Genomic DNA, 23,740 nt, shown 5'->3' with positions numbered 1-23,740 from the left:
CCAAGTTGTCTTAGGGATCAGCCCTGGCCGTTGATCGGAAGCGCGACGAAACGGCTTCCTTCATTGGACTGGATCTGGAAGAGCGCGCGGGTGCGGCCGTCCTTCTTGGCCTGGTTCAGCACCTTGACGACATCCTCAGGGCTGGCGACCTCCTGGTTGTTGACCGAAGTGATCTTTTCGCCTTCCTTGATGCCCTTGTCGGCAGCGTCGGAGTCCGGATCGATGCCTGTGATCGCCAGGCCCTTGCCGTCGTCAGACGGGCCGACCGTCAGGCCGAGATCGGCAAGCGCCTTCTCGGAAGCCGGTGCCTCAGGCTGCTGCGGCTGGCTGTTGTCATCGGCGGACGCATCCTTCTGGTCGATCGGCAACGTGCCGAGTTCGACGGTGAGAGGCTGGGCCTTACCGGCGCGCCAGACCGAAAGCTCGACCTTGCTGCCCGGCTGCATCGCGCCGATGCGGCGGCTGAGATCACGGGCATCCTTGATCGTCTCACCGTTCAGCGCGGTGACGACGTCGCCGGCCTTCATGCCGGCCTTGTCACCCGGTGACCCGGCCTGCGGGGCAACGACGAGGGCGCCGCTCGGCTCGGAGAGGCCGATGGATTCGGCGATATCCTTGGTCACCGGCTGGATCTGCACACCCAGCCAGCCACGCGAGACCTGGCCGTCCTTCATCAGATCGGCGACGACGTCCCTGGCGGTCGAGGCGGGAATGGCGAAGGCGATGCCGACGCTGCCGCCCGACGGCGAGAAGATCGCGGTGTTGATGCCGACGACTTCGCCGCTGAGGTTGAAGGTCGGACCGCCGGAGTTGCCGCGATTCACGGCGGCATCCACCTGCAGGTAATCGTCATAGGGACCGGAGCCGATATCGCGGCCGCGGGCCGAGACGATGCCGGCCGTGACCGTGCCGCCGAGGCCGAAGGGGTTGCCGACGGCAACGACCCAGTCGCCGACGCGGACATTATTGTCGTCGGCCCAGTTGACGTAGGTGAACTTCTTGCCCTTGCCATCAACCTTCAGCACGGCGAGGTCGGTGCGCGGATCCTTGCCGATCAGCTTGGCATCGAGCTCGGTGCCGTCATTCATGACCGCGACGAAGGCCTGGCCATCGGAAACGACGTGATTGTTGGTGACGATATAGCCGTCCTCGGAGATGAAGAATCCGGAACCCTGGGCGACGGGGCGGAGGCGACCCTTGCCGCCCGGACCATTCGGGCCGCCATTCGGTCCGTTCTGGCCGAAGCGCCTGGAATGGCCCTGCTGGTCATTCGGATCCTGGCCGAACTGCTTGAAGAACCGCTTCAGCGGATGATCGTCGGGAAGGTCGTCGAAGCCGCGGCCGTTGAAATCGAAGGAGAAGCCGTCATTGTTGTTGTCGGAGACGGGATTGACGCGGTTCTCGACCCGGACGGAAACGACAGCCGGTGAAACGGCGTCGACGACGTTGGCGAAGCTCGGAACGGCAGGCGCCTGAACCTTGACAGCTTCGGCATAAGACCGGGTGATTTCGAGCGGAACGCCGGTTGCAAGCACAGCGGCTGCGATACCGGCGACGGTAGAAGCCTTGAGCACAGTAGCGAGGGACGGACGTCCGTTGAAATTCTTGAGCATTGGAGCACCTTCTCTTGTTCTTAAATCTTCAGACCGGCGGCGCCGGATCAGTCGATGACTAAAGATATAGGACGCCGCACCTTACTGCGAACTGTCCGGCCAATGAAAAGTTGGTAATGTTTGCATGGTTCGCTTTCGGCCAAACGTGCCGACGGCTTTTCCGGGCGACCTGGATGCGGCCAGAAATGCTCGCCTGCAGGCTCAGCCTGGTCGATTATTTCTTCAGAAGCTCGCTCAGCTTCGCCTGCTCGTCTGCCGTCAGCTTGCTGCCGGTCGGCTTGCCGGCCCTCTTGCGCGCAAAGACCAGCAGGGACAGCCCGCCGGCAAGCACCAGCAGTACCGGTGCGCCCCAGAGCAGCACCGTCTTCATGCTGACACGCGGCTTCAACAGCACAAACTCGCCGTAGCGCGAGACGATATAGGTCAGCACCGCCTCGTCGCTGTCGCCATCGGCGATGCGCTCGCGCAGCAGCAGGCGCAAATCCTTGGCCAGATCGGCGTTGGAATCGTCGATCGACTGGTTCTGGCAGACCATGCAGCGCAGTTCCGCCGAAAGGGCGCGGGCGCGCGCTTCGAGCGCCGGATCGGCCAGCACCTCGTCAGGATTGACGGCAAAGGCGGGGGCCGCCATCAGCAGCAAAGCGACAGCCAGGAGCAGACGCCGCATCATTCGGCCGGCTCCATTGCGGGAGCTGCCGGCTTCGCCTTGCGGCGCGGGGCGCCGACACGCAGGCGCCGGTCGCTGAGCGAGACCAGGCCGCCGAAGGCCATGAACACCGCTCCGCCCCAGATGCAGAGAATGAACGGCTTCCACCAGATGCGCACGACGATGCCGCCATCCTTGGTGGCGTCACCGAGCGACACGTAGAGCTGGCTGAGCCCGAAGGTCAGGATGCCCGCCTCCGTCGTCGGCATCTGCCGGGCGGTATAGAGCCGCTTGGCCGACCACGTATCGGCAACAGCGACACCGCCACGCCGGATGGTGAAGTGGCCGCGGTCCTCGGTATAGTTCGGCCCAGTCCCCGGCTGCATGCCGTCGAAATGCAGGCTGTAACCGCCGGCCTCGGTCACCTGCCCCGGCTTCATCTCGATGACATGCTCGCTTTCGAACGTCGTGACGGCGACGATGCCGAGCACGGTGACGCCGAGCCCGGCATGGGCGAGCGCGGTGCCGAAGGCCGAACGCGGCAGGCCGGAAAGCCGGCGCCAGGCGAGACTGCCCGCGACCTTGCCGATGCCGGCGCGGTACCAGAGATCGGCCACCGCACCGAGGACCAGGAACAGCCCGGCAGCGAGGCCGAGCACTGAAAGCACCGGCCCGCCATGTTGGATATAGAAGAAGGCCACCGCGACAAGGAAGGCCAGACCTGCGACGACATAGAGCCGCTGCAGGGCACCGAGCAGATCGCCGCGCTTCCAGGCAAGCATCGGCCCGAAGGGCACGATGACGATCAGCGGCGCCATCAGCAGGCCGAAGGTAAGGTTGAAGAAGGGCGCTCCGACGGAAATCTTGTCGCCGGTCAGCGTTTCCAAAAGCAGCGGATAGAGCGTGCCCGTCAGCACCGTGCCGCAAGCAACCGTCAGGATCAGATTGTTGACGACGAGCGCGCCCTCGCGCGAGATCGGCGCAAACAGCCCGCCTGCCGACAGCTTCGGCGCGCGGAAGGCAAAGAGCGACAGCGCCCCGCCGATGAAGATCAGCAGGATGCAGAGAATGAAGACGCCGCGGGAGGGGTCGCTGGCAAAGGCATGCACCGAGGTCAGCACGCCGGAGCGCACCAGGAAGGTGCCCATCAGCGACAGCGAGAAGGTGAGGATGGCGAGCAGCACCGTCCAGATCTTCAGTGCCTCGCGCTTTTCCATGACAAGCGCCGAATGCAGCAGTGCGGTGCCGGCGAGCCACGGCATGAAGGAGGCGTTTTCCACCGGGTCCCAGAACCACCAGCCGCCCCAGCCGAGCTCGTAATAGGCCCAGTAGGAGCCCATGGCGATGCCAAGCGTCAGAAAGGTCCAGGCGGCCAGCGTCCAGGGCCGCACCCAGCGTGCCCAGGCGGCGTCGATGCGCCCTTCCAGCAGGGCCGCAACGGCAAAGGAGAAGCAGACGGAGAAGCCGACATAACCGAGATAGAGCAGCGGCGGGTGGATCGCCAGGCCGACATCCTGAAGAACTGGGTTGAGATCGCGGCCCTCGGCCGGCGCCGGATCGAGACGGAGGAAGGGATTGGAGGTCAAAAGAATGAACAGCGTGAAGGCGACCGAAATCCAGGCCTGCACGGCCAATACATTGGCCTTCAGCGTCTCCGGCAGATTGCAGCCGAAGATGGCGACCAGCGCGCTGAACAGCGTCAGGATCAACAGCCAGAGCATCATCGATCCCTCGTGATTGCCCCAGACGCCGGAATATTTATAGAGCAGCGGCACCAGCGAATGCGAATTCTCCCAGACGTTCTCGACCGAGAAATCCGAGACGACATGGGCATAGGTCAGCACGCCGAAGGAGAAGGTGACCAGCGCAAACATCGCCAGCGAGCCGACCGTCGCCACATCCATCATCGCCCGGTCGTGACGACGGGCTCCGATCACCGGCACGATCGAGAGGATGAGCGCCGTTGCCAGCGCCAGCACCAGCGCGTAATGGCCGATCTCGATGATCATGGCGTCGCCTTCACTTCCTGCGCTTGGCTTTGCTTTCCTGGGCCTTGCTTCCCAGGACCTTCCTGGCCCTGAGCTTCCTGGCCTTGGCCTTCCTTCCACAGTCCCTGGGCTTTGAGCCTGTCGGCCACGTCCTTCGGCATATAGGTCTCGTCATGCTTGGCAAGCACGGTGTCGGCGACGAAGACGTTCGTTCCGGCAGTGAACATGCCTTCGGTGACGACGCCCTGGCCCTCGCGGAAGAGATCGGGGAGAATGCCGGTATATTTGACCTTCACGGCGTTGGTGCTGCCGTCGGTGACGGCAAACTCCACCGTCGAGCCGGTGCCGCGCACGACACTGCCCTCGCCGACCAGGCCGCCGAGGCGGATGCGGGTTTCCGGCGCCACCGGCGTCTTGGCGAGATCGGCCGGCATGTAGAAATAGGCGACCGACTGGCTGAAGGCGAACATGACCAGCAACACGGCGGCGATGATGAAGCCCATGCCGCCGCCGATCACCGCGAGGCGCTTCTGCTTGCGCGTCATTGCGTCGCTCCCTCCGTGGCGATGCCGAGTTCCCTGGCAAGCGCCAGCAATTGCCTGCCCTGTTCGCCGGGCGGCGGAAAAGCCGCAAGCCCGCGCTTCAAGGCGTCGGCGGCGCGATCCTTGTCGTTCAATACGGCATAAGAGCGGACGAGCCGCATCCATCCCTCGAAATTGTTCGGATCCTCGCTGAGCTTGGCATCGAGGCTTTCGACCATGCCGCGGATCATCTGCTGCCGGTCGCCGGCGTTCATAGTCTCGGCCGCCGCCACATCCTGCTGCGTGGGATTGCCCGGAGCAGCCGGATTGGCGCCTGGGGCAACCGAACCGGCGCCTGCCGGCGCGCCGCCGTTCATGGCGATATGCTGGTTGACCAGCGGCAGCCAGGGCGCATCGGCCGGCGATTGTTTTGCCAGCGCCTCAAAGGCCTGGCGCGCCTCATCGGGCCGTCCCGCCTGCTCCATGCTGAGGGCGATGTAGAAGCGGGCACGCGGGTTGTCAGGTTCGAGCGTCAGCGATTGTTCCAGCACTTGCCGCGCCTCCTCCGTCACCACGCCGTCCGAGACCGCCATCAGCGTCTCGGCAAGACCATCGAGCCGGACGGGACTCGGGCCGAGAAGCCGGATGGCATTGCGATAGGCCAGTTGCGCGTCGTTGACGCGCATCGTGCGGAAATAGATCGGCGCCAGCACGTCCCAGCCCTTGCCGTCATCGGGCTTCTCAGCCAGGTGCCGTTCCGCCTTGGTGATCAGCACCGCCACGTCGTTGCCAGGGTTTTCCAGCCGCGCTTCCAGCGGCTGCGAGGGCAGGTCCGGCCTGCCCGTCGTCAAATAAAGACAGAGCCCGAGAACCGGCAGGACCAGGAGGACGAAGGCCTCGGTGAAACGGTGATGCCGCGCGGGTTTCAGTGTCTCAGCCGGCTCGTCGGCAGAGACGGCGATCAGCCGCCGGCCGATTTCCGCCCTGGCGTAATCAGCCTCCTCCGGGGTGATTAGCCCGCCATTGAGATCGCGGTCGAGTTCGCGCAACTGGTCGCGATAGACCGCCGCCTCGCCCGCACGGATATTATCCGCCGCCTTCGCTCCGCGCAGAAGGGGGTAGAGCAGGATGACGGCGAGGGCTGCCGTCAAAGCGGCAACGAGAATCCAGAACAGCATGTCGCCCAAATACGTGAAGCGCGCCGTCATTCCAACTGCCAAAGCCGGAATGACGAAGATTTGAGGCTATAAGCCGCAATTTAGAGCGGTGACCAGCTGCCGTCGTTGTTGCGGCAGGCAGCGCCGCGCGCCACCGTGTCCTTGCCGTCGACGGTCAGCGTGTGGGTATATTGCCGGCAGTTCTGCGAACCGACCTGATAGGGCGCAGCCGCCACCACCTTGCCGGTCACGTCCTTGCCGGTCCAGAGCACCGGCTGGCCGACGGCGGCCCCTTCCAGCGCCCGATATTCCGCCTCGAGCGCCCGCTGCTTGTCGCTGTCGTTCAAGCTCACGCCGCTTCGGCCGACGATGCCACCCTGCAGCGCGGTGATGAAGGCGGCCGATGCCGAGGGCTTGCTCGAAAAAATGCCACGCGAGGCGGCACTCTTCGTCGTCGTGCAGCCGGACAGCGCGACGGCGACGAGAAGAGCGGAAACGATCATGCCTTGCGAGCGTAAAATCATTGCGTCGAACCACGATCAGGGGTCAATTTCAGCCGATCGAAGTGCAGCGTCCCCGTGTCAGCATTAAGGCAAAGCATGCTATACATTTGCCAGTATCTTTGTGACATCAAGCAGTTGCTCATGCAACATCCTTTGTGACGCCGGGCAAGATAAGCTTGGCCTTCAGCCCGCCCCATTCACCGCGGGAAAGCTCGAGCCGTCCCTGGTACTCGTTAGAAATCTCGGTAACGATCGAAAGGCCGAGCCCGGTTCCGGGTTTGCTTTCGTCGAGCCTGCGGCCGCGCTTCAGCGCCTCGCGGATCTGGTCCGGCTCCAGGCCCGGCCCGTCATCCTCGACGGCGAGCTCCACCCAGTGGCGGCGCGCGCTCGCCTCCACCCCCTTCACATCCTCGCCGGCCTCGACCGCCGAAAGCCGCACCCGGCTCTTGGCAAAACGCGCCGCATTTTCCAGGAGGTTGCCGACGGTCTCCTCGAGATCCTGCTGCTCCATGGCAACGGCCAGATGCGGCGGCGAGACGACAAGATCGAATTCGGTATCGACGTTCAGCCGGCGCATGACGCGCACCAGCCGTTCAAGCGCCGGCTCGGCATCGGTGCGGGCGAGCACGGATTCGCGCTGCGCGGCGATGCGCGCTCGATTGAGATAGGACTGCACCTGCCCCTGCATCGCTTCCGCCTGGCTGCGCACCAGCTCGCCATGGGATTTTTCGAGCACGCGCGCCTCGTTGAGAAGCACGGCGATCGGCGTCTTCAGCGAATGTGCGAGATTGCCGACCTGCATGCGGGCTCGCTCGACGATGCGGCGATTGCTGTCGATCAGCGCGTTCACCTCGTTGGCGAGCGGCAGGATTTCGCGCGGGAAGTCGCCTTTCAGCTGTTCGCTCTCGCCGGCGCGGATGCGCTCCAGTGCGGCACGCGCCTTGTCGAGCGGCTTCAGGCCGTAGAGAATCGCCAGCGCGTTGACGATCAGGCTGCCGACGCCGAAGCCGGCGAGCGCCAGATAGAGGCTGTGGGAGAAGGTGCGCACGTCGTCTTCGACGACATCGACATTGCCGGTGACGCGGACGCGCGCCGCACGCCCGTCGGTATCGAGCACCACTTCGGTCTCGGCCACCTGCACGCGGTTCCCGGAGGCATCCGTCACCTGATAATAGCGCTCGTAATTCTTGTCGAAGGGCGCTTCGACGACAGAGGGAACCGGAATGAGCGCCGAGCCGAGCGAAGGCGAGACCAGCGGTGCCGTCGTATAGGTGCCGAGCGGCTCCACCACCCAGTACCAGCCGGTCTTCGGCTGGGCAAAACGCAGGTCGCCGAGCTGCGGGCTGCCGCTGAGAGCGCCCTGATCGCCGATCGTCACCGAATTGATGACGTTGTAGAGCTGCGCCCGCAACAGATCCTGGAAACCGCGTTCGGCGCTCTTGCGGTAGAGGGTGGAGATCAAGAGGCCGATCACCACCAGCGCCACCGTCGACCAGACCGTGGTCAACAACAACACACGTGCGGTGAGCGACTTAATTCGCATGTTTCGGCGCTTGGATACGGTAACCGAGACCGCGCACCGTTTCGATCAGGTCGACCCCCATTTTCTTGCGCAGGCGGCCGACGAAGACCTCGATCGTGTTGGAATCACGGTCGAAATCCTGGTCATACATATGCTCGACCAGTTCCGTGCGCGAGACGACCTCGCCCATGTGATGCATGAGATAGGAAAGCAGGCGATATTCGTGCGAGGTCAGCTTCAGCGTCGCGCCGTTGACCGTCGCCTTCGAGGACTTGGTATCGAGCCGCACCGGCCCGCAGATGATCTCGGATGAGGAATGCCCCGCCGCGCGCCGGATCAATGCCCGAATGCGGGCCAGCACTTCCTCGACATGGAAGGGCTTGGTGACGTAGTCGTCGGCACCGGCATCGATGCCGGCGACCTTGTCGCTCCAGCGGTCGCGCGCCGTCAGGATCAGCACCGGCACGCCGCGGCCGGCGCCACGCCATTTTTCAAGAACGGTGACCCCGTCCAACTCCGGCAGGCCGATATCGAGGATGATGGCGTCATAGGGTTCGGTGTCGCCGAGGAAATGGCCTTCCTCGCCATCGAACGCCTGGTCGACGACATAGCCCGCCTCCTTCAGCGTGTCGGCCAGCTGCCGGTTCAGATTAACGTCGTCTTCGACTACCAGGATGCGCATCGGTCCGCCTTCGTCCGCTTCAAATCAATCAATGTCCTGAATAAGCCGATTCCGCCTACATCGGAACCTTTACCGTGACTTTGCGTGGGCGCTGTCCATTGCCCTGCACAAGAACGGTGATGATGCAGGTATCGCCCACCGGTTGCACGGACAGGAGCTGGCCGCCGGTCTGCTCGACGACCTGGGCTGCGGCGGCGCTGCAATCGCCTCCGATACGCACGACAAAACTGCTCGCGGCGTCCGGTGAGGGCGCCGATACCACCAGTCCGGCGGCCAATGCTGCGACGCTCAGAGGAAAGGCCATGTGTTATGCTTTCAAGGTAATGCCAACTTGCCCCGAATATGTACTCACGCGACCTGAATGGCAAATGAATGCGCTGTAATGCAGGGTGTTTAGAACTGTTCTCGACTGTTCGGGACAGCCTGTTTCAGCGCCTGAAAACCGCCGCGGCGGCAAGCTCCGGCTACCGCCGTAGCGCGCCAAAACGATGCCCTCCAGCCTCGGGATCCACGCGTTCTTTATCAGCTCCCGTAAAGGTTGGGACCCGGCGGGACCGACACCGCAGTCTTTGCCTGCGAATCGGCCGCGCTCTTCTCTTTCCTGTCGCCCGCAGCTTTCACCGGCCGGTTGAAACTGTTATGTCCTTGCTGCCCCCCATCTCAGACCGTTTCAGCACCGATGCCAAAATCCTCCCGCTTCCGCTCGGCGCAGACGGTCACCGTCCTTGCCGTTACCCAGCTGATCGGCTGGGGCACGACGTTCGACATGCTCGGGGTCATGGGCCGCGTCGTGGCGCCGGATCTCGGCCTGGCGAACGAAGTGGTATTTGCCGGCCTGACGATCATGATGGTGGTCAGCGCCATCGTCGGTCCGGCCACCGGCCGATGGCTCGGCCGCTATGGTGCTGCCCGGGTGCTTTCGGCCGCCTCGCTGACCTTTGCGCTTGGCCTGCTTCTGCTTGCCGCCGCAAACGGCATCGTGCTCTATGCCAGCGCCTGGATCATCATCGGCATCGGCGGCGCATGTGGCCTCTCGGCGCCGGCCTATACTGCCGTCGTCGAGCGCGAAGGGGCAAACGGCAAACGCGTCATCGCCATCCTGATGCTGTTCACCGGGCTTTCGAGCGCCATCTTCTGGCCGATCCTCAGCCTGCTCAACGAGGCGGTCGGCTGGCGCCTCACCTTCCTGGTCTGTGCGGCACTGCAATTCTTCGTCTGCCTGCCGCTGCATCTTTTCGCCCTGCCGAAGCCGATCGCAACACATGTCGACGGGGGCACAGCCGAAATCGCTCCAGTACCGCTGTCGAAGGCCAAGCAGCGCAAAGCCTTTCTGCTGATCGCCGCGGCGACGACGATCTCGACCTTCGTCACCTTCGGCATCTCGCCATCGCTGCTCGAAATCTTCCGCCAGTCCGGCGCTTCGCCGGCCTTTGCACTGCAACTCGGCTCGGCACGCGGCATCCTCGGCATCTCGGCACGTTTCCTCGACATGCTGCTCGGCCGGCGCGGCAACCCCATGCTCAGCGCGGCCATGGGTATCAGCCTGATGATGATGAGCTTCCTTATTATGCTGGTTGCCAGCCCGTCGACGCCGCTGCTCGTCACCTTCGTCCTGTTCTACGGGTTCGGCACCGGCGTCATGACCGTCGCCCGCGCGCTGCTGCCGCTGGCGCTGTTCTCACCGCGCGAATTCGGACTGCAATCGGCCAGGCTGTCGCTGCCGCAGAATCTCGCCAACGCCATCGCCCCCGTCATCTTCACCGCCATCCTCGACCGCGCCGGCACCGGCCCGGCGCTCGCCGCCTGCGCCGTTCTGGCGGCATTGTCGCTCATCTTCGTGCTGATGCTGTTGGCGCTGGTGCGCGGCGCCCGCGCATCGGAATCAGCCATTCTTAATATTTCCTGATTATCATCCACGCATGGGCGAGAGCGGCTTTCCGTCCACGCCGCAGCCGCCGGGGCAACCTGACCATGAACCCGCAGCCGGTTTTGACGAATCTTTAGAATCGCTTGCCGCCGCTTTTTCGAAAGTTGAGTCCGGTGGTTCGGAAGTTGAGTCAGCTTCGCAGCGATCCGAATCCGGACAATCATTCATCCATTTGAGATTTCAATGGAATACAGCGTGGCCGAACGCTTTCGCAATTCAGAGCGGCTGCGTCACCGCCATGCGGTTGTCGTAGTCGGCGGCGATGCGCTTTTCCCGGAGCGGCCGCACGCGATCGATCGAGAGCTGATAATCGGGATGCGCCTTGTAAGCGGCAAGGGCCGCTTCGTCGTCGAATTCGCCATAGACTACGAGATCGATCTCGGTGCCCAACTGATCGGTCTTCACATTGGTGCCGATTTCCAGCAGCCGCGCATGCGGAATGCCGGTCAAAATCGAAAGCCCGGCCCTCACCTCCTGCAGATGTTCCTCCTGCACGGTGAAGAAGACGATATGACGGATCACGCGGAAGCTCCTGTCAGATGTATAAAATGATGGAGCGACCTTGGCGCATCCTATCGGACGCGCCGCACTCCAGCTGTCAGCCGGGCGATAACATGCGCGCCCCAGGCCTTCAACCGCGCGAGCATGCCATGGGCCGCATCGGGACGTATCGCCGCATCGAAGATCATGGCATAGGCGGCGAGCTTTTCCGCCCGGTCGGTGCCATTGACGGTGCGGCGCGCATTCACCCAGTCCGCGGTCGTCGCGTTCAGGTGATCGGCGAGCTTGTGGCCGGTAAAGCTGCCCTGCAGCATGCCTTCGATCAGGATCGTCACCGCCGCATCCATCTCCATCGCCCGGTCGGGATCGGCAACAAGGTCGATCCCCGTCAGCACACTCATCGCCTCGTAGTTCCGCTTGTGGGTGAGCTGCACCAGGCCGCGTCCGAGCCAGCTGCGACCATCCTCGTCCGGCCGCCAGTAGGGCGTCTTCACCCAGGAGAGCCGGCCTGCGGCAAAGGCCGTCTCAAGGATCTCGACCGCGCGCGCATCGCTTTCCGCCAGCGTCTCACGCACCGGCTGCATCGTATAGGCAGTCTCGTGATAAGCGGTTGCGAGGATATAGGCGAGCCACCGCCGGTCGGCATCGGCAAACCGTTCTTCCCAGGCGTCGAGAATCGCCGTCATGCCCACTACCTGAGGCTGAGTCAGGTTTCCCTTGAAGAGTCGGCGCCGTACCGTATCGAAAAAGAATGCCCGGTCCATGTGGACAACCATTCCGCGCTTCCCTCGAAATATCATGGTTAAAACCGTCTTAATCGATTAAATTCCATTTAATCGTTTAAAGTGTTTAAGCCACTGATTTACACGCCTTTTGTCTTATGCAATGCATCTTCTTGCCCCGAAGCCTTACCACGAACAGAGGAGACTTCCGATGCAGACGCCCGCCAATAGCCAAACCACCATTCCCCAGCATGTCGTCGATCAGATGGAAAACGAATGGCGCCAGGTTCGCCCTGAACGGGAAAATACGCGCCCGGCCCAGCAGCCTCAACAACAACGCTGAAATAGACGCAAAACGCTACCGATGTAAGCTCGAGCGCCGTGCAGCGCCCGATCAATGCCCCGGCCAGTCACTCGTGGCCGGGTGAATTTTTTCATAGGTACAATAAACGTCCCAGCGGTTTGACCGCCCCTCATCGCATCACAGAATCAAACCGTTTCGCCAGCGTGTCCAAGGACCGGGTGAAAACCATCCTGTCGTCCAGCGCACGCGATAGCACCAGCGCGCCCTGAATACCCGCGACGCCCTCCTCGGCGAGCGTTTGCGCCTCCCCCTCAGAGCAGCCTGCCCGCATCAGCGCTGACCGCAAGGCGTCGATCCAGCGGATAAAATAATCGCCGATCTCTGCCGAAAACCGCTCGCGGGTCTCGTCAAGCGCGAAGGCGCCGACGAGGCAGATGCGGCGGCCGGAGCGGAAGTAATCGTTCACATTCGTCCACATTGCCGCGATCGCCTCACTGGCGTCGTCCTTTCTCAGCGGCTGATAGATCGCATGTTCGAACCAGCCATCGACATCGGCGAGCACGGCGCCCGCCATCTCCTGCTTGCCGCCGGGGAAAAAATGGTAAAGGCTGCCCTTGCCGATGCCGGTGCGTTCGGTGATGCGGCTGAGCGACGTGCCCTCATAACCGAGCTCGCGGAAGATTTCGGCGAGCAACGGTACGATGTCGGCGCGTTCGTAGACGGTCTTCACCCGCGGCTTCCTTGGCTTGATCAGAGGCCGAGCTCGGTCAGACCGGGATGCTCGTCCGGCCGCCGGCCGAGCGGCCAATGGTACTTGCGTTCCGATTCGCGGATCGGCAGGTCGTTGATGCAGGCGAAGCGGCGCTGCATCAAACCGGCGGCGTCGAATTCCCAGTTCTCGTTGCCATAGGAGCGGAACCAGTTGCCGCTGTCATCGTGCCATTCATAGGCGAAGCGCACGGCGATGCGATGATCGGTGAAGGCCCAGATCTCCTTGATCAACCGGTAATCCAGTTCCTTTGCCCATTTGCGGGTGAGGAAGGCGACGATCTCGGCGCGGCCGGTGATGAATTCGGCACGGTTCCGCCAGCGGCTGTCCGGCGTATAAACGAGCGAGACGCGCTCGGGATTACGGCTGTTCCAGCCGTCCTCGGCAAGACGGACTTTCTGGGTGGCGGTCTCAAGGGTAAAAGGCGGGACGAGGCTGGACATAGGTTCTCCGGGCGCTCCTGTACTGAACGGTTATCATTGTACCGTTCGGTACAATGATTGGCAAGCCGCTTCGAGGCGACATTTCTCAAAGGCCGGGAGGCAGGCTCCACCGCAGCGGCAGGGCATCCGGGCGAAGCACGATCTCTTCCGGCGTGAAACGCCACAGCCGTTCCGCCCGTTGAAAGCTGGCGACCTCGGGCGAATCCAGCAGCACCTCGACCCTGCCCGTCATCTGCAACACGTCGCCGGTTTCGAAATCGATGAAGACCAGCCCCGCCTTCGGATTGACGAGGAAATTGCCCAGCGTGTTGAAAAACCGATTGCCGGGAAAGTCTGGAACGGTCAGCACGCCGTCGGCGCCGACACGCACGAAGCCGGCATTGCCGCCGCGATGGGACACGTCCACCTGCCGCTCGTCATTCTCCCGGTCGACATAGGAGGCGACAAAGAAGGTATCCGCACCCTCAATCATCCCTAGCGCCCGATCGTCGAGTTGGCCAGAGTGAAGCGGCGGCATCGCTGTGGGCACATCGGGATCGCGGACGAAGGCGGAAGAGCGAAGCTGGATATATTGCGGGCAATTGCCGAAGCTCTGGCCGACGTGCACCTGGAAAGCTCCAGGATCCGTCCTGCGGATCACGCCGTTCAGCCGGTTGCGCCGCCGCGTCTCGAGCTGGATGCCGAGCATTCCGATTGCGTCGCCATCCTCCATGCCGGCATCGGCAGGATCGGCCGCGTCGCGCGGCAGGCGGACCTCGAGAATCTCCGGCTCCGGTGAGACCATGAAACCGGGGCGCTCGGCCCGCACCGTTGCCCAGACATCGCCCTTGGCATCGACCGCGCCGAGCACGACGAAAGGCAGCATCGGAAAGAAGGCGCGATGCTGCTCCGGCATGGCCTTGCGGACGAAATTCCGGCCCGGCCCGTCCATGCGTTCGGCGACACCGACACTGCGCTGCATGGCGAGTTCGCCCGCATGCCAGGGCGATGTGGCGTCCTGTCTTGTCTGTTCCAGCATCACGGCCTCCTTCAAGGCAGCATTTTGGGAACCGGGGCAGCGTCCCTGCCCCGGCGACTTGTCACGCGGCAAGGCCGATCTTGGTCTTGCGAAAACCGACGAAACCCGGCAGCGCCTCGATGCTCGCAAGCCAGGCACGAACGCTTGGATAGGCCGAGATATCGACATTGCCTTCCGGCGCATTGGCGATGTAGCTGTAGAGCGCCACGTCGGCGATCACAGGATTGTCGCCGAGCAGGAAGCTGCGGCCTTGGAGTTCGGCCTCGATCAGCGCGAGAATGCGATGCGCTCGGGCAATCACCTCGTCGGCACGGAAATCGGCGCCGAAGACGGTGACCAGGCGCGCAGCGCATGGCCCATAGGCGATCTCGCCTGATGCAACCGAGAGCCATTTCTGTATCCGCGCCGCGGCCACCGCCTCTTCCGGCAGCCAGTCGGTGCGGCCGTATTTGCGCGCGAGATAGACGAGGATGGCGGAGGAATCGGCAATGACCGTGCCATTGTCGTCGAGCACCGGCACCTGGCCAAAGGGATTGAGCTTCAGAAAGTCCGGCGCCTTGTGAGCGCCAGCCGCCAGGTCGACCTCGACCAGTTCATAGGGTACGCCAAGCAGCGACAGGAACAGGTGAGCCCGGTGGGCATGGCCGGAAAGCGGGTGATGGTAGAGTTTCATGATGGTTCCTCTGGTCTTCCGATCGACGGGACGCGGTTGGCGATGGCCGCTTCGAACCATCTGCTGCGTAATTTACTGCCTTCCATCTGACTGCAGTAGAATGCTAATCTGGAAGGCATGTTACCAATTCATGGAAGGATAGAATGGACCGCCTCGACGCCATGACTGTGCTTCTTGCCGTCGTCGAACAGGGCAGCCTGTCGGCCGCCTCACGGCATCTGCGATCGCCGCTCGCAACCGTCAGCCGCAAGGTTTCAGAACTGGAAGCACATCTCAACGCCCAGCTTCTGCAACGGAGCAACCGGAAGATCACGCTGACTGAGGCCGGCCGCTCCTATGTCGAGGCGGCACGGGAAATTCTCGATCGGGTGGAAGAGGCGGAGCGGACGGCGGCCGGCGAATACAGCGCCCCGAAGGGTGAACTGACGATGACCGCGCCGATCGTCTTCGGTCGGCTGCATGTCTTGCCTGTCGTGGTGGATTTCCTGAAAGCCTATCCCGATATCAATCTGCGGCTGATGCTTGGCGACCGGCTGTCGAACCTCGTCGAGGATCACATCGACGTGGCGCTGAGGATCGGCAACCTGCCGGACAGCAACCTGATCGCCACAAGGCTCGGCGCGATCCGCCGCACCGTCTATGCCAGCCCGGATTATCTGACGCGGCACACCCTACCCCCGCATCCAGGCGATCTTGCCGGGCATGACTGCGTCACCTTCGAGGGCATGGCCTCGATGCTGAGCTGGACATTCACCGAGGGGAAACATGATCTGGCGGTGCCGATCCGCTCGCGGCTTGCCGTCAACACCGCCGAGGCCGCGGTCGATGCGGCTGTCGCCGGCCTCGGCATCACCCGCGTGCTCTCCTACCAGGCCGCACGCGCCGAGATGGCCGGGTTGCTGGTGCCGCTGCTCCAAGATTTCGAACCGCCGCCGGCCCCGGTGCATCTCGTCTATCCCGCGCAGGGACTGGTGCCCCTGAAACTGCGGGCGCTGCTCGATTTCGCGACGCCGCGCCTGCGCGCGACGCTGAACAGGTCTCAGGCAAGCTTACCCTCTTCCGCCTTGTAGAAATACTGGCTGGCCACCAGCCAGCCCTTCAGCGGCCGCAGCGGCGGAATGCAGGTGGCGAGCATGAAGGGGCCGGTGACCAGAAGCTGCACCCAGATCGGCGCCGAAAAGGCCACCTCCAGCCAGACGCCGAGCAGCACGCTTGGGATGCAGGCGAAGCAGATGACGAAGAAGGCCGGACCGTCGGCCGGATCGGCGAAGGAATAATCGAGACCGCAGACCTCGCATTCCGGCCGTAACGTCAGGAAGCCCTTGAACATATGGCCCTGGCCGCAGCGCGGGCAGCGTCCCTTGATGCCGGTCTGCATCGGAGGAAGTGGGGGATATTCCGTGTCCATGACAATCTCGCTTTCTTGCTCCGCAAACACTGATACAATCAATATCTACAATGACTGCATTCAATATAATTACATTATAGGGAAATTACCAGTCAATTTGCCAGAATGCCGCAGAGCTCCCCAGCGCATGCCGGCAGCAAGCTGACTGCAGATTTATCAAGCAGCATTTGGGGCCGCAGCCAGGCCTGGCAGCCTGAGCGAATCAGACGTGAACGTGGTGGTGAACGTGACGGTTACGCTTCGCCCATGCCGGGATAGATCTGGGCGCGACCGAGCTGATCTCGACCGCCTCCGGCTTTCGTCCGTGCCTGACCAGCCCGGAGCTGGGTTCCGCGTCAGAAGAACGACGCCGCCATTTCCGGCGGGCCTTCCAGCGCATGGGCCATGAATTCCAGTGCGCCCTGCAGTTTCTCCCGGGTGATCGGTCCGCCAAGGCAGACACGCACGGCCTCGGGTGCCGTGCCCTCGACCGTGAAGGCATCGCTTGCCACGACGCCGATGCCGGAAGAGCGGGTATGGCTGCCGAAGGTGGAGCGGGTCCAGCCGTTGGAGAGCGGCAGCCAGATGTTGAAACTGATCGGATCGGCGCGGTAGCTGCCGGCCGGCAGAATGGCGGCGACCATTTGCTGGCGGGCGGCGGCCTCGGCACGGATGAAACGCAGGATCGTATCGGCGGTGCCGTCCTCGATCCAGCGGGTGGCGAGCGCCACGGTCAGTGGCGAGGCCATGACATTGTTGGCGCGCATGGCGCTGACGAAGGGCCACACGGCCTTGCTATCAGGCGCCACGACATAGGCAAGTCGCAGACCCGCGCCGATGCATTTCGCCAGTCCGCCGATATGCCAGGTCAGATCGGGCGCTGTTGCGGCGAGCGGCGCCGGGCCGTGCTGCGGAATGAACCCATAGGCATCGTCCTCGACGATCGGCACGTGATATTTGCGGGCAACGGCGCAGATCTCCTCGCGGCGCCTGGCCGGAATGGTCAGCGTCGTCGGGTTCTGCAGCGTCGGATTGAGATAGAGCGCCTTCGGCTTCAATCTCTCGCAGGCCTCGGCAAAGGCGTCCGGCAGGATACCGTCCTCGTCCATCGGCAGACCGGCCAGATTGAGCCGCAGCTGGGCGGCGATCGAGCGCATGCCGGGATAGGTGATGATTTCCGAAAGCACGGTTTCGCCCGGCTTTGCCAGCAGGCCGAAGATCGCCAGCAGGGCCGGATGGGCGCCGGGTGTGACGAAGATGCGTTCCTGCGAGGGCACCAGCCCGCGACGGCTGAGCCAGGAGGCGGCAGCCTCCTTGTCCATGCTGGAGCCGCCGAAGCCCTGGTAGCGCAGAAGCGGAATGAGGTTCGCCGTCACCGCCGACATGCCCTCGCGCATGCGGGCGATCAGCTCCGGGTCGTCCGTTTCCGGCGGCATGTTCATCGAGAAATCGACGATGGAGGCGCGGCGGGGATCGGGCGCGGCGTCGGGCGCGAATCCCTGGCGCTCCTTGTCCGCGCCACCGGTGACGAAGGTGCCTCGACCGACATGCGAATCGACAAGCCCGCGCTTCTGCGCCTCGACATAACCTCTCGCCACCGTCGTGAAATCGACATTCAGCCGCTTGGCGAGTTCACGTTGCGGCGGCAGCCGGTCCCCAACCACCAGATGCCCGCTGCGCAGATCCATTTCGATCACATCGGCGATCGCCATATAACGCGGACTGCTGCTGCGGCTGAGATCGGGATGCCAGTCTTTCATGTCGTGATCCGTGTCGGTCTGATTCCTGATGAGATTGACCGTATATTGTTGCACACTGCCGCTGTCACGAAAAATGTCGCGCGCCAAGTCCGGAGAACGACGCAGGACGGATTGTCGCCGGACTTGACTGCTATCTGCGCAAATACAATCCGGCACGGCGACCGCGCTGTCGCAGGCCGATTTCGCCAGCGTGCGCGCCAATGGCGCTTTCACCCGAGAAGGCCCGGCTGAGGCGCGAGGACGGTAAGACAATCGGCTGCATCTTCAGCGCGCATTGACGAGGGTTTGCCGCGCGCTATGGCGTCAGGCGTGCGCCGCGAAAGCGTCAATGCCGGTCAGCCTTGCCGACAAGATCCACAGGCGTGCCGCCTCCTCGGGATCGGCTGCATGGTCGCTGACGCCGCCGGGTGCTCCATCCGTTGCGCGGATGGCGATATCGCAGTCCTCGCAATAGAGGCCTCCCATACCGTCGAGTTGCGGCGAGGTCGCCGCCCAAACCTGCGTCGCTGCCCCCTGGGCTGGCGTCTTGAATGTCGGATCAATCGGGTTGCCATCCGCATCGATCCAGCCGGCACTGACCATTTCCTCCTTTGCGAGATGGCGCTGCAAGGGGGTAAAGATCTTGCCCGGGTGCAGCGAGAAGGCGCGGATGTCGGTGTCGCGCCCGAGCCTGTCCAGATGCACGGCGAAAAGTGCGTTGGCGGTCTTCGACTGGCCGTAGGCCCGCCATTTGTCGTAACCGGTCTCGAACTGCACATCCTCCCATCGTATGGCCGAGTTGTGATGGCCACCGGAGGAAACCGCAACGATGCGAGCGCCGGGCGAGATCGCCGGCCAAAGGCGGTTGACCAAGGCGAAATGGCCGAGATGATTGGTCGCGAACTGTGCCTCCCATCCGTCGCCGACACGCGTTTCCGGGCAGGCCATGATGCCGGCGCTGTTGATCAGGATGTCGATGCTGCGGCCAGACGCGACAAACCGCTCGGCAAAGACGCGAACGCTTTCGAGGTCGGAAAGGTCGAGCCGGTCAATCTCTACGCCATCGATACCGGCCACGGCCCTACGCGCCGCCTCGATGCTCCTTGCGCCGATCGTCACCTGAGCGCCGGCGCCCGCCAGAGCGCGCGTGGTTTCGAGCCCGAGGCCGGAATGGCCGCCGGTGACGATGACGCGCTTGCCGGAAAGATCGAGACCGGCCAGAACCTCGTCGGCCGTCGTGTGGGCTCCAAATCCGGAGCCGATGGGGACTTGTTTGTCACTCATGATAATTACCTTTGTTCTGCGGCGTTGCTGTCGCACTGGATGACGCTCGCGAGAATAGGGCGTGGTCTCCAGACGATCCATGCGCTAAAGTCCGACATCTCTTCGCCATCGTCCGGATTTTTACATGGACCCGTTATCCGATGTTCTCGCATTGCTCAAACCGCGCAGCTATGTTTCCGCGGGGCTTGACGCTGGCGGCGCTTGGGCGATCGATTTTCCGCCCCCTGATGGCATCAAGTTCAACGCGGTGATTTCAGGCGCCTGCTGGCTGAGCGTCGATGGCGTCCCCGAAGCTGTCCGCCTGGAGGAAAGCGACTGCTTTCTGCTGACCAGCCGCCGAGCCTTTCGTCTCGCCAGCGATCCGGCTCTGGAAGCGATCCAGTCCGATGCGATCTATTCGGTCGCCCGCGACGGCATTGCGACTTGCAACGGCGGCGGCGATTTCTTCCTGATCGGCAGCCGTTTTTCCTTTTCGGGAGGAAATTCGGACATCCTTCTCGGAATCCTGCCGCCGATCGTCCATGTGAAGAGGGATTCCGATCACGCCACCGTGCTGCGCTGGTGCCTCGATCGGATGACGCGCGAATTGCGCGACCAGCAGCCAGGTGGCTTTCTGATGGCGGAGCATTTTGCTCATGTCATGCTCATGCAGGTGTTGCGCCTCCATATCGCATCGCCGAATGCGCGCGGCGTCGGCTGGCTTTTCGCGCTTACCGACCGGCGGATCGGCGCGGCTATCGGTGCCCTGCATGCCGATCCGGCCCGCAAGTGGACCTTGCAGTCGCTGGCTGAACGGGCCTCGATGTCCCGGTCCAGTTTTGCTCTCCACTTCAAGGAAAAGGTCGGGCTGGCGCCGATGGATTATCTGACGCGCTGGCGCATGCTTCTCGCGGGTGACCGATTGACAAGCTCGGCCGAAGCAATTGCCGGTGTCGCCCTGTCGCTCGGTTATGACTCCGAAAGCGCATTCAGCACCGCTTTCAAGAGAGTGATGGGATGCTCGCCGCGGCAATATGGTCGCGCTCAGCCGCCCGCCGGTGCCATGCGAGATAGTCTCGGCGCTCAGTGAAACCTTGATTGGTGCAGGCATCAGAGGGAGGTCGCGCGTTGGCCTGCCGAAATTCCCTCCGATACGGTCTTGCACCCGCCGTCCATTCTCTTACCTATTCAAGGAAGAATGCGCCGGATTTCGGCCTTTCGCGCCGGCGTCTATCGGGATGAAAGCATGAATATCGATCCGATTTTGCGGTCAGTCGTGGCCGTCCGTTCCTCCATTCCGGAAGATGCCTTCACAGCGGAGACGCTGGGCACTGTCCGGGAGGGCAGCGGCGTGGTCATTCGCGACAACGGGCTGGTGCTGACCATCGGTTATCTCATCACCGAGGCCGAAGAGGTCTGGCTGACGACCCATGACGGGCGCGTGGTTCCCGCCCATGCACTTGCCTACGATCAGGAAAGCGGCTTCGGCCTAGTCCAGGCGCTTGGACCCCTGAATGCGCCTGCGGTGGATCTCGGCGACGCGGCGACGGCCAAGGCCGGCGATCCCGTCGTGCTGGCCGATGGCATCGGAGAATTCGTCGAGGCAAATATCGTCGCCCGGCAGGAATTTGCCGGCTACTGGGAATATCTGCTCGACGAGGCGATTTTCACAGCACCAGCCCATCCCTCATGGGGCGGTGCAGCACTGATCGGTTCGGATGGCAAGCTTCTCGGCATCGGTTCGCTTCGCCTGCAGATGAGCGATGGCGACGAGGTTGCCGATATCAACATGGTCGTGCCGATCGACCTTTTGCCGCCGATCCTCGACGATCTCTTGAACCGGGGCCAGGTCAACAGACCGCCACGGCCGTGGCTCGGCGCCTTCTCCGCCGAAAGCAATGGCGGCGTGGTGGTCATGAGCGTGGCCGAAGGCGGTCCGGCCGCTCAGGCGGGCCTGCGTCAAGGCGATATCATTTCCGAGATCCGCGACGAAGAGGTCGATGGCCTGGCCGATTTCTACCGCAAGCTCTGGAGCAGCGGCCCGGCCGGTGCCGAGATTCCCATGCGGATCCTCAGGAACGGCCGGGAAGCCTGGCTGCGCATCAAATCTGCCGACCGCAACAGCTTTCTTAAGAAACCGCAGCTGCAGTAAGGTCGCGCCGGCGTCGTGAAAGCCGCTGGCGCTCATTCGAGCCGATTGGCCCGGCATCCTGATCCCGCCTCAGAGATTTTCCGGCGTGATCGTCAGGAAGCGCACCGGTTCGGCGCTGACCTCCACCTCGATGAGACCGAGCCTGTTCAGGGCAAGATCTATCGAGCGTCTCGCCTGCACCTCCGGCGCCTGGTCGAGCACGATCGACATGATGCCGCGGCGGAGATAGCCCTGCGTCTCTGCCGTCAATTCGTGACCGACCCAGAACGGCCGCCCAGCCTTGTTTGCCTCGAGCACCCTGGCAACACCCTTGTTGTCGCCGCCTGCACTATAGACGCCGATGATGTCGGGTTCGCGCCGGAGGGCCGCGTGCAGCAGTTCGATGGCATTGTGCTCGTCATCGAGGTCGAACATGACCTCGATGAAACGGTGCTCGTTTGAACCATTCTCTGAGAGATAGCTGGAGAAGCCGCGGATCCGCTCCTTATGGTTCTCATAGGCGCCGCTGTGGCAGAGAGCGACGAACGAACCGGGGCGCTGCGCCAGCATGCCCGACATGTAGTGAGCCGCGGTGCGTCCGGCAGCGTAGTTGTCGATGCCGACATAGGGCAGTTCGGGGGCCGGACGGGTCATGATCTGAACGACGGGAATGCCGAGACCGGCCGCCTTGCGCACGCTGGTGACGACATCGGCATGGTCGGGGGCGACCACGATCAGCGCCGACCGGCGTGCCGTCGGGTTGGCGATGTAGCGGGCGAATTGCGCCGGCTCGTTCTCGCGGACGAAAGTGCGGTGAACGACAATGCTGTCGTCGAGCGAGGCGGCAATGCGCTCGAAGGCCCGGTTCAAACGCGAATAGAAGCTGGTCTCCGGACGAACGAGGATCACCTCTATCCGGATCAGGCCGCGATGGACGACCGGCAGGCTTTGCCGGTATTCAAGCCGTCTTGCCGCCAGGAAGACCTTCTCCACCGTCTCCGGCCGCACGCCGCCGCGGCCGTTGAGGACGCGCTCGACGGTCGCGGTGCCAACGCCGGCTTGGCTTGCGACATCCTTCAAAGTCACCTTCATCAGGGCTCACTCGCTCCCAAAGCTGACACAGCAGAGCATCGGCACGCTGCGCCGTCAATGATCAAATTTGATCAAGGAAGCATTGGAGCATGGGGGCGCCGCGGCAGTATCGTGCTGGCAATCCGGGAGGAGCACCGGAAGCACGAAACGAACGAGATCAAGGATCATCCACCGGCGCGAAGCCGCCGGGGGATGACGGAGGAGCCAGATGAAGATCGCACTCGACCCGCATATGCACCGTCACCTCAACCTGCGCGACCTCTGCCGCAAGGCGGCGGAACTCGGCTATGAGCATATCGAGCTTTCACCGCGCGACGATTTTCTGCCCTGGTGGGTGCGCCCGCGGGCACACAAGGAACGCATCGCGGAATTCAAGGCCGCCCTCAAGGATCACGGCGTCCAGCTCGCCTCGATCCTGCCGATGTATCGCTGGGCGAGCCCTCATGAGGACGAGCGGCAGGCAGCGGTGCGCTACTGGAAGGAAGCAATCGCGATCGCCGCCGAGATGGGCTGCGATACGATGAATTCGGAATTCGGCCGCGGACCGTCGCCGGATCGCAGCCACCGCGCCAGCTGTTGCGGCGGCACGCATACCCACGAGCACAGCGAGGCTGCCTGGTGGCGCTCGATCGAAGAGCTCGTTCCGGTGTTCGAGCGCGAGGGCGTCACGCTCAACATGGAACCGCATCCGGAAGACTGGTGCGAGACGCTGCATCCGGCGATCGACATGCTGAAGACCATCGGCTCGAAGAACGTCAAATTCCTCTATTGCGCGCCGCACACCTTCTATTTCGGTGACGACATGGCGCGGATGATCCGCGATGCCGGCCCGCTGATTGCCCATGTGCATGTGGCCGATACCTATAACCACAAGGCGTCGTCGGGGCTGCGCTACATCATCAACCCGCCGGGCGCAAAGGTCACCATCCATCAGCACATGGATATGTACCAGGGCGAGATCAATTGGGATGTCTTTTTCTCCTCGCTCGCCGCGGTCGGGTTCGACGGCATCATCACCGCCTGCGTCTTCGGCTGGGAGGAGCGCGCCGATGATTCCGGCCGCTTCATGCGCTCCGAAATCCAGAAATATGTCGACAAATACTGGCCGGGGAAACTTGGCTGATCGTCGGCCTCCGCCC

Annotated in this window: 25 protein-coding genes; 6 read left to right on the top strand and 19 right to left on the bottom strand. The window is 63.2% G+C overall.

Features of this window, described 5'->3' with window-relative positions:
- Nucleotides 1-17 precede the first annotated feature (17 nt).
- From RL_RS07480 to RL_RS07440, 9 genes are all read right to left on the bottom strand, one after another.
- The gene (locus RL_RS07480) at nt 18-1,613 is read right to left on the bottom strand and encodes a Do family serine endopeptidase (protein WP_011651140.1); all 1,596 of its coding nucleotides are present in this window, start codon (nt 1,611-1,613) and stop codon (nt 18-20) included.
- Nucleotides 1,614-1,827: 214 nt separating this feature from the next.
- Nucleotides 1,828-2,283 (bottom strand): cytochrome c-type biogenesis protein, encoded by a 456-nt coding sequence (locus RL_RS07475; RefSeq protein WP_011651139.1) that lies wholly within the window; start codon nt 2,281-2,283, stop codon nt 1,828-1,830.
- On the bottom strand, nt 2,280-4,268 hold the full coding sequence (locus tag RL_RS07470; RefSeq protein WP_011651138.1) for a heme lyase CcmF/NrfE family subunit: 1,989 nt from the start codon (nt 4,266-4,268) through the stop codon (nt 2,280-2,282). Before RL_RS07470 ends, RL_RS07475 begins: the two co-directional genes overlap by 4 nt.
- A complete protein-coding gene (ccmE, locus tag RL_RS07465; protein WP_011651137.1) occupies nt 4,265-4,792 on the bottom strand; it encodes a cytochrome c maturation protein CcmE in 528 nt (175 codons plus the stop codon). The genes RL_RS07470 and ccmE overlap by 4 nt, the downstream gene beginning before the upstream one ends.
- Nucleotides 4,789-5,976: a c-type cytochrome biogenesis protein CcmI gene (gene ccmI / locus RL_RS07460; protein ID WP_041936235.1), complete on the bottom strand. Its 1,188-nt coding sequence runs from the start codon at nt 5,974-5,976 to the stop codon at nt 4,789-4,791. The genes ccmE and ccmI overlap by 4 nt, the downstream gene beginning before the upstream one ends.
- A gap of 50 nt (nt 5,977-6,026) precedes the next feature.
- Nucleotides 6,027-6,449, bottom strand: a complete 423-nt coding sequence (locus RL_RS07455) for an outer membrane protein (protein ID WP_011651135.1) — start codon at nt 6,447-6,449, stop codon at nt 6,027-6,029.
- 118 nt (nt 6,450-6,567) lie between these two features.
- Nucleotides 6,568-7,971 (bottom strand): sensor histidine kinase, encoded by a 1,404-nt coding sequence (locus RL_RS07450; RefSeq protein ID WP_003546769.1) that lies wholly within the window; start codon nt 7,969-7,971, stop codon nt 6,568-6,570.
- Nucleotides 7,961-8,632 (bottom strand): response regulator transcription factor, encoded by a 672-nt coding sequence (locus RL_RS07445; RefSeq protein WP_011651134.1) that lies wholly within the window; start codon nt 8,630-8,632, stop codon nt 7,961-7,963. The genes RL_RS07450 and RL_RS07445 overlap by 11 nt, the downstream gene beginning before the upstream one ends.
- A gap of 55 nt (nt 8,633-8,687) precedes the next feature.
- Nucleotides 8,688-8,936: a hypothetical protein gene (locus RL_RS07440; RefSeq protein WP_011651133.1), complete on the bottom strand. Its 249-nt coding sequence runs from the start codon at nt 8,934-8,936 to the stop codon at nt 8,688-8,690.
- A 375-nt stretch (nt 8,937-9,311) separates the two neighbouring features.
- Between RL_RS07440 and RL_RS07435 the strand changes: the two genes are divergently transcribed.
- On the top strand, nt 9,312-10,538 hold the full coding sequence (locus RL_RS07435; RefSeq protein ID WP_086935543.1) for an MFS transporter: 1,227 nt from the start codon (nt 9,312-9,314) through the stop codon (nt 10,536-10,538).
- 237 nt (nt 10,539-10,775) lie between these two features.
- On the opposite strand, the gene RL_RS07430 is transcribed toward RL_RS07435, so the two are convergent.
- Together RL_RS07430 and RL_RS07425 are read right to left on the bottom strand one after the other, a co-directional pair.
- Nucleotides 10,776-11,081: a Dabb family protein gene (locus tag RL_RS07430; protein WP_011651131.1), complete on the bottom strand. Its 306-nt coding sequence runs from the start codon at nt 11,079-11,081 to the stop codon at nt 10,776-10,778.
- Nucleotides 11,082-11,131: 50 nt separating this feature from the next.
- The gene (locus tag RL_RS07425; protein ID WP_011651130.1) at nt 11,132-11,836 is read right to left on the bottom strand and encodes a hypothetical protein; all 705 of its coding nucleotides are present in this window, start codon (nt 11,834-11,836) and stop codon (nt 11,132-11,134) included.
- Nucleotides 11,837-11,993: 157 nt separating this feature from the next.
- Between RL_RS07425 and RL_RS40980 the strand changes: the two genes are divergently transcribed.
- Nucleotides 11,994-12,125, top strand: a complete 132-nt coding sequence (locus RL_RS40980; RefSeq protein ID WP_003546730.1) for a hypothetical protein — start codon at nt 11,994-11,996, stop codon at nt 12,123-12,125.
- Between the two features lie 130 nt (nt 12,126-12,255).
- Here the strand turns inward: RL_RS40980 and RL_RS07420 are convergent, their stop codons facing one another.
- The 4 genes from RL_RS07420 to RL_RS07405 all read right to left on the bottom strand — a co-directional run bounded on the left by RL_RS07420 (nt 12,256) and on the right by RL_RS07405 (nt 14,989).
- Complete coding sequence (locus RL_RS07420; protein ID WP_011651129.1) at nt 12,256-12,816, bottom strand: TetR/AcrR family transcriptional regulator; 561 nt, start codon at nt 12,814-12,816, stop codon at nt 12,256-12,258.
- 20 nt (nt 12,817-12,836) lie between these two features.
- Nucleotides 12,837-13,298, bottom strand: a complete 462-nt coding sequence (locus RL_RS07415; protein WP_011651128.1) for a DUF1348 family protein — start codon at nt 13,296-13,298, stop codon at nt 12,837-12,839.
- An 85-nt stretch (nt 13,299-13,383) separates the two neighbouring features.
- On the bottom strand, nt 13,384-14,316 hold the full coding sequence (locus RL_RS07410) for a pyridoxamine 5'-phosphate oxidase family protein (protein ID WP_041936234.1): 933 nt from the start codon (nt 14,314-14,316) through the stop codon (nt 13,384-13,386).
- Between the two features lie 61 nt (nt 14,317-14,377).
- Complete coding sequence (locus RL_RS07405) at nt 14,378-14,989, bottom strand: glutathione S-transferase family protein (RefSeq protein WP_011651126.1); 612 nt, start codon at nt 14,987-14,989, stop codon at nt 14,378-14,380.
- A 143-nt stretch (nt 14,990-15,132) separates the two neighbouring features.
- On the opposite strand from RL_RS07405, the gene RL_RS07400 reads away from it, so the two are divergent.
- On the top strand, nt 15,133-16,059 hold the full coding sequence (locus RL_RS07400; protein ID WP_011651125.1) for a LysR family transcriptional regulator: 927 nt from the start codon (nt 15,133-15,135) through the stop codon (nt 16,057-16,059).
- Here the strand turns inward: RL_RS07400 and RL_RS07395 are convergent.
- The 3 genes from RL_RS07395 to RL_RS07385 all read right to left on the bottom strand — a co-directional run bounded on the left by RL_RS07395 (nt 16,029) and on the right by RL_RS07385 (nt 19,399).
- A complete protein-coding gene (locus RL_RS07395; RefSeq protein ID WP_003546717.1) occupies nt 16,029-16,397 on the bottom strand; it encodes a DUF983 domain-containing protein in 369 nt (122 codons plus the stop codon). The genes RL_RS07400 and RL_RS07395 overlap by 31 nt on opposite strands.
- A gap of 335 nt (nt 16,398-16,732) precedes the next feature.
- Nucleotides 16,733-18,136 carry a PLP-dependent aminotransferase family protein gene (locus RL_RS07390; RefSeq protein WP_011651124.1) on the bottom strand — a complete coding sequence of 468 codons (1,404 nt, stop codon included), beginning with the start codon at nt 18,134-18,136 and terminating at the stop codon, nt 16,733-16,735.
- Between the two features lie 303 nt (nt 18,137-18,439).
- Nucleotides 18,440-19,399, bottom strand: a complete 960-nt coding sequence (locus tag RL_RS07385; RefSeq protein ID WP_011651123.1) for an SDR family NAD(P)-dependent oxidoreductase — start codon at nt 19,397-19,399, stop codon at nt 18,440-18,442.
- A 124-nt stretch (nt 19,400-19,523) separates the two neighbouring features.
- Here RL_RS07385 and RL_RS07380 point away from each other — a divergent pair, with 124 nt between their 5' ends.
- The gene (locus tag RL_RS07380) at nt 19,524-20,468 is read left to right on the top strand and encodes an AraC family transcriptional regulator (protein ID WP_011651122.1); all 945 of its coding nucleotides are present in this window, start codon (nt 19,524-19,526) and stop codon (nt 20,466-20,468) included.
- Nucleotides 20,469-20,624: 156 nt separating this feature from the next.
- On the top strand, nt 20,625-21,530 hold the full coding sequence (locus RL_RS07375) for a S1C family serine protease (RefSeq protein ID WP_028741519.1): 906 nt from the start codon (nt 20,625-20,627) through the stop codon (nt 21,528-21,530).
- A 69-nt stretch (nt 21,531-21,599) separates the two neighbouring features.
- On the opposite strand, the gene RL_RS07370 is transcribed toward RL_RS07375, so the two are convergent.
- Nucleotides 21,600-22,601: a LacI family DNA-binding transcriptional regulator gene (locus RL_RS07370; protein ID WP_011651120.1), complete on the bottom strand. Its 1,002-nt coding sequence runs from the start codon at nt 22,599-22,601 to the stop codon at nt 21,600-21,602.
- A gap of 208 nt (nt 22,602-22,809) precedes the next feature.
- Here RL_RS07370 and RL_RS07365 point away from each other — a divergent pair, with 208 nt between their 5' ends.
- Nucleotides 22,810-23,724: a sugar phosphate isomerase/epimerase family protein gene (locus tag RL_RS07365; RefSeq protein ID WP_011651119.1), complete on the top strand. Its 915-nt coding sequence runs from the start codon at nt 22,810-22,812 to the stop codon at nt 23,722-23,724.
- Nucleotides 23,725-23,740: the final 16 nt, after the last annotated feature.

The sequence above is a fragment of the Rhizobium johnstonii 3841 genome, from assembly GCF_000009265.1.
Taxonomy (GTDB): Bacteria; Pseudomonadota; Alphaproteobacteria; order Rhizobiales; family Rhizobiaceae; genus Rhizobium; species Rhizobium acaciae.
This window is presented reverse-complemented; position numbering and strand designations above follow the sequence as displayed.

Excerpts from the sequence above, each read along its gene's own strand:
- RL_RS07400 (WP_011651125.1), top strand. The coding sequence starts at position 15,133 with ATGGACCGCCTCGACGCCATGACTGTGCTTCTTGCCGTCGTCGAACAG.
- RL_RS07435 (WP_086935543.1), top strand. The coding sequence starts at position 9,312 with ATGCCAAAATCCTCCCGCTTCCGCTCGGCGCAGACGGTCACCGTCCTT.
- RL_RS07475 (WP_011651139.1), bottom strand. The coding sequence starts at position 2,283 with ATGATGCGGCGTCTGCTCCTGGCTGTCGCTTTGCTGCTGATGGCGGCC.
- RL_RS07455 (WP_011651135.1), bottom strand. The coding sequence starts at position 6,449 with ATGATTTTACGCTCGCAAGGCATGATCGTTTCCGCTCTTCTCGTCGCC.
- RL_RS07480 (WP_011651140.1), bottom strand. The coding sequence starts at position 1,613 with ATGCTCAAGAATTTCAACGGACGTCCGTCCCTCGCTACTGTGCTCAAG.
- RL_RS07440 (WP_011651133.1), bottom strand. The coding sequence starts at position 8,936 with ATGGCCTTTCCTCTGAGCGTCGCAGCATTGGCCGCCGGACTGGTGGTA.
- RL_RS40980 (WP_003546730.1), top strand. The coding sequence starts at position 11,994 with ATGCAGACGCCCGCCAATAGCCAAACCACCATTCCCCAGCATGTCGTC.
- RL_RS07390 (WP_011651124.1), bottom strand. The coding sequence starts at position 18,136 with ATGAAAGACTGGCATCCCGATCTCAGCCGCAGCAGCAGTCCGCGTTAT.
- RL_RS07410 (WP_041936234.1), bottom strand. The coding sequence starts at position 14,316 with ATGCTGGAACAGACAAGACAGGACGCCACATCGCCCTGGCATGCGGGC.
- RL_RS07395 (WP_003546717.1), bottom strand. The coding sequence starts at position 16,397 with ATGGACACGGAATATCCCCCACTTCCTCCGATGCAGACCGGCATCAAG.
- RL_RS07450 (WP_003546769.1), bottom strand. The coding sequence starts at position 7,971 with ATGCGAATTAAGTCGCTCACCGCACGTGTGTTGTTGTTGACCACGGTC.
- RL_RS07385 (WP_011651123.1), bottom strand. The coding sequence starts at position 19,399 with ATGAGTGACAAACAAGTCCCCATCGGCTCCGGATTTGGAGCCCACACG.
- ccmE (WP_011651137.1), bottom strand. The coding sequence starts at position 4,792 with ATGACGCGCAAGCAGAAGCGCCTCGCGGTGATCGGCGGCGGCATGGGC.
- RL_RS07380 (WP_011651122.1), top strand. The coding sequence starts at position 19,524 with ATGGACCCGTTATCCGATGTTCTCGCATTGCTCAAACCGCGCAGCTAT.
- RL_RS07445 (WP_011651134.1), bottom strand. The coding sequence starts at position 8,632 with ATGCGCATCCTGGTAGTCGAAGACGACGTTAATCTGAACCGGCAGCTG.
- RL_RS07470 (WP_011651138.1), bottom strand. The coding sequence starts at position 4,268 with ATGATCATCGAGATCGGCCATTACGCGCTGGTGCTGGCGCTGGCAACG.
- RL_RS07405 (WP_011651126.1), bottom strand. The coding sequence starts at position 14,989 with ATGAAACTCTACCATCACCCGCTTTCCGGCCATGCCCACCGGGCTCAC.
- RL_RS07375 (WP_028741519.1), top strand. The coding sequence starts at position 20,625 with ATGAATATCGATCCGATTTTGCGGTCAGTCGTGGCCGTCCGTTCCTCC.
- RL_RS07415 (WP_011651128.1), bottom strand. The coding sequence starts at position 13,298 with ATGTCCAGCCTCGTCCCGCCTTTTACCCTTGAGACCGCCACCCAGAAA.
- RL_RS07425 (WP_011651130.1), bottom strand. The coding sequence starts at position 11,836 with ATGGTTGTCCACATGGACCGGGCATTCTTTTTCGATACGGTACGGCGC.
- RL_RS07370 (WP_011651120.1), bottom strand. The coding sequence starts at position 22,601 with ATGAAGGTGACTTTGAAGGATGTCGCAAGCCAAGCCGGCGTTGGCACC.
- ccmI (WP_041936235.1), bottom strand. The coding sequence starts at position 5,976 with ATGACGGCGCGCTTCACGTATTTGGGCGACATGCTGTTCTGGATTCTC.
- RL_RS07365 (WP_011651119.1), top strand. The coding sequence starts at position 22,810 with ATGAAGATCGCACTCGACCCGCATATGCACCGTCACCTCAACCTGCGC.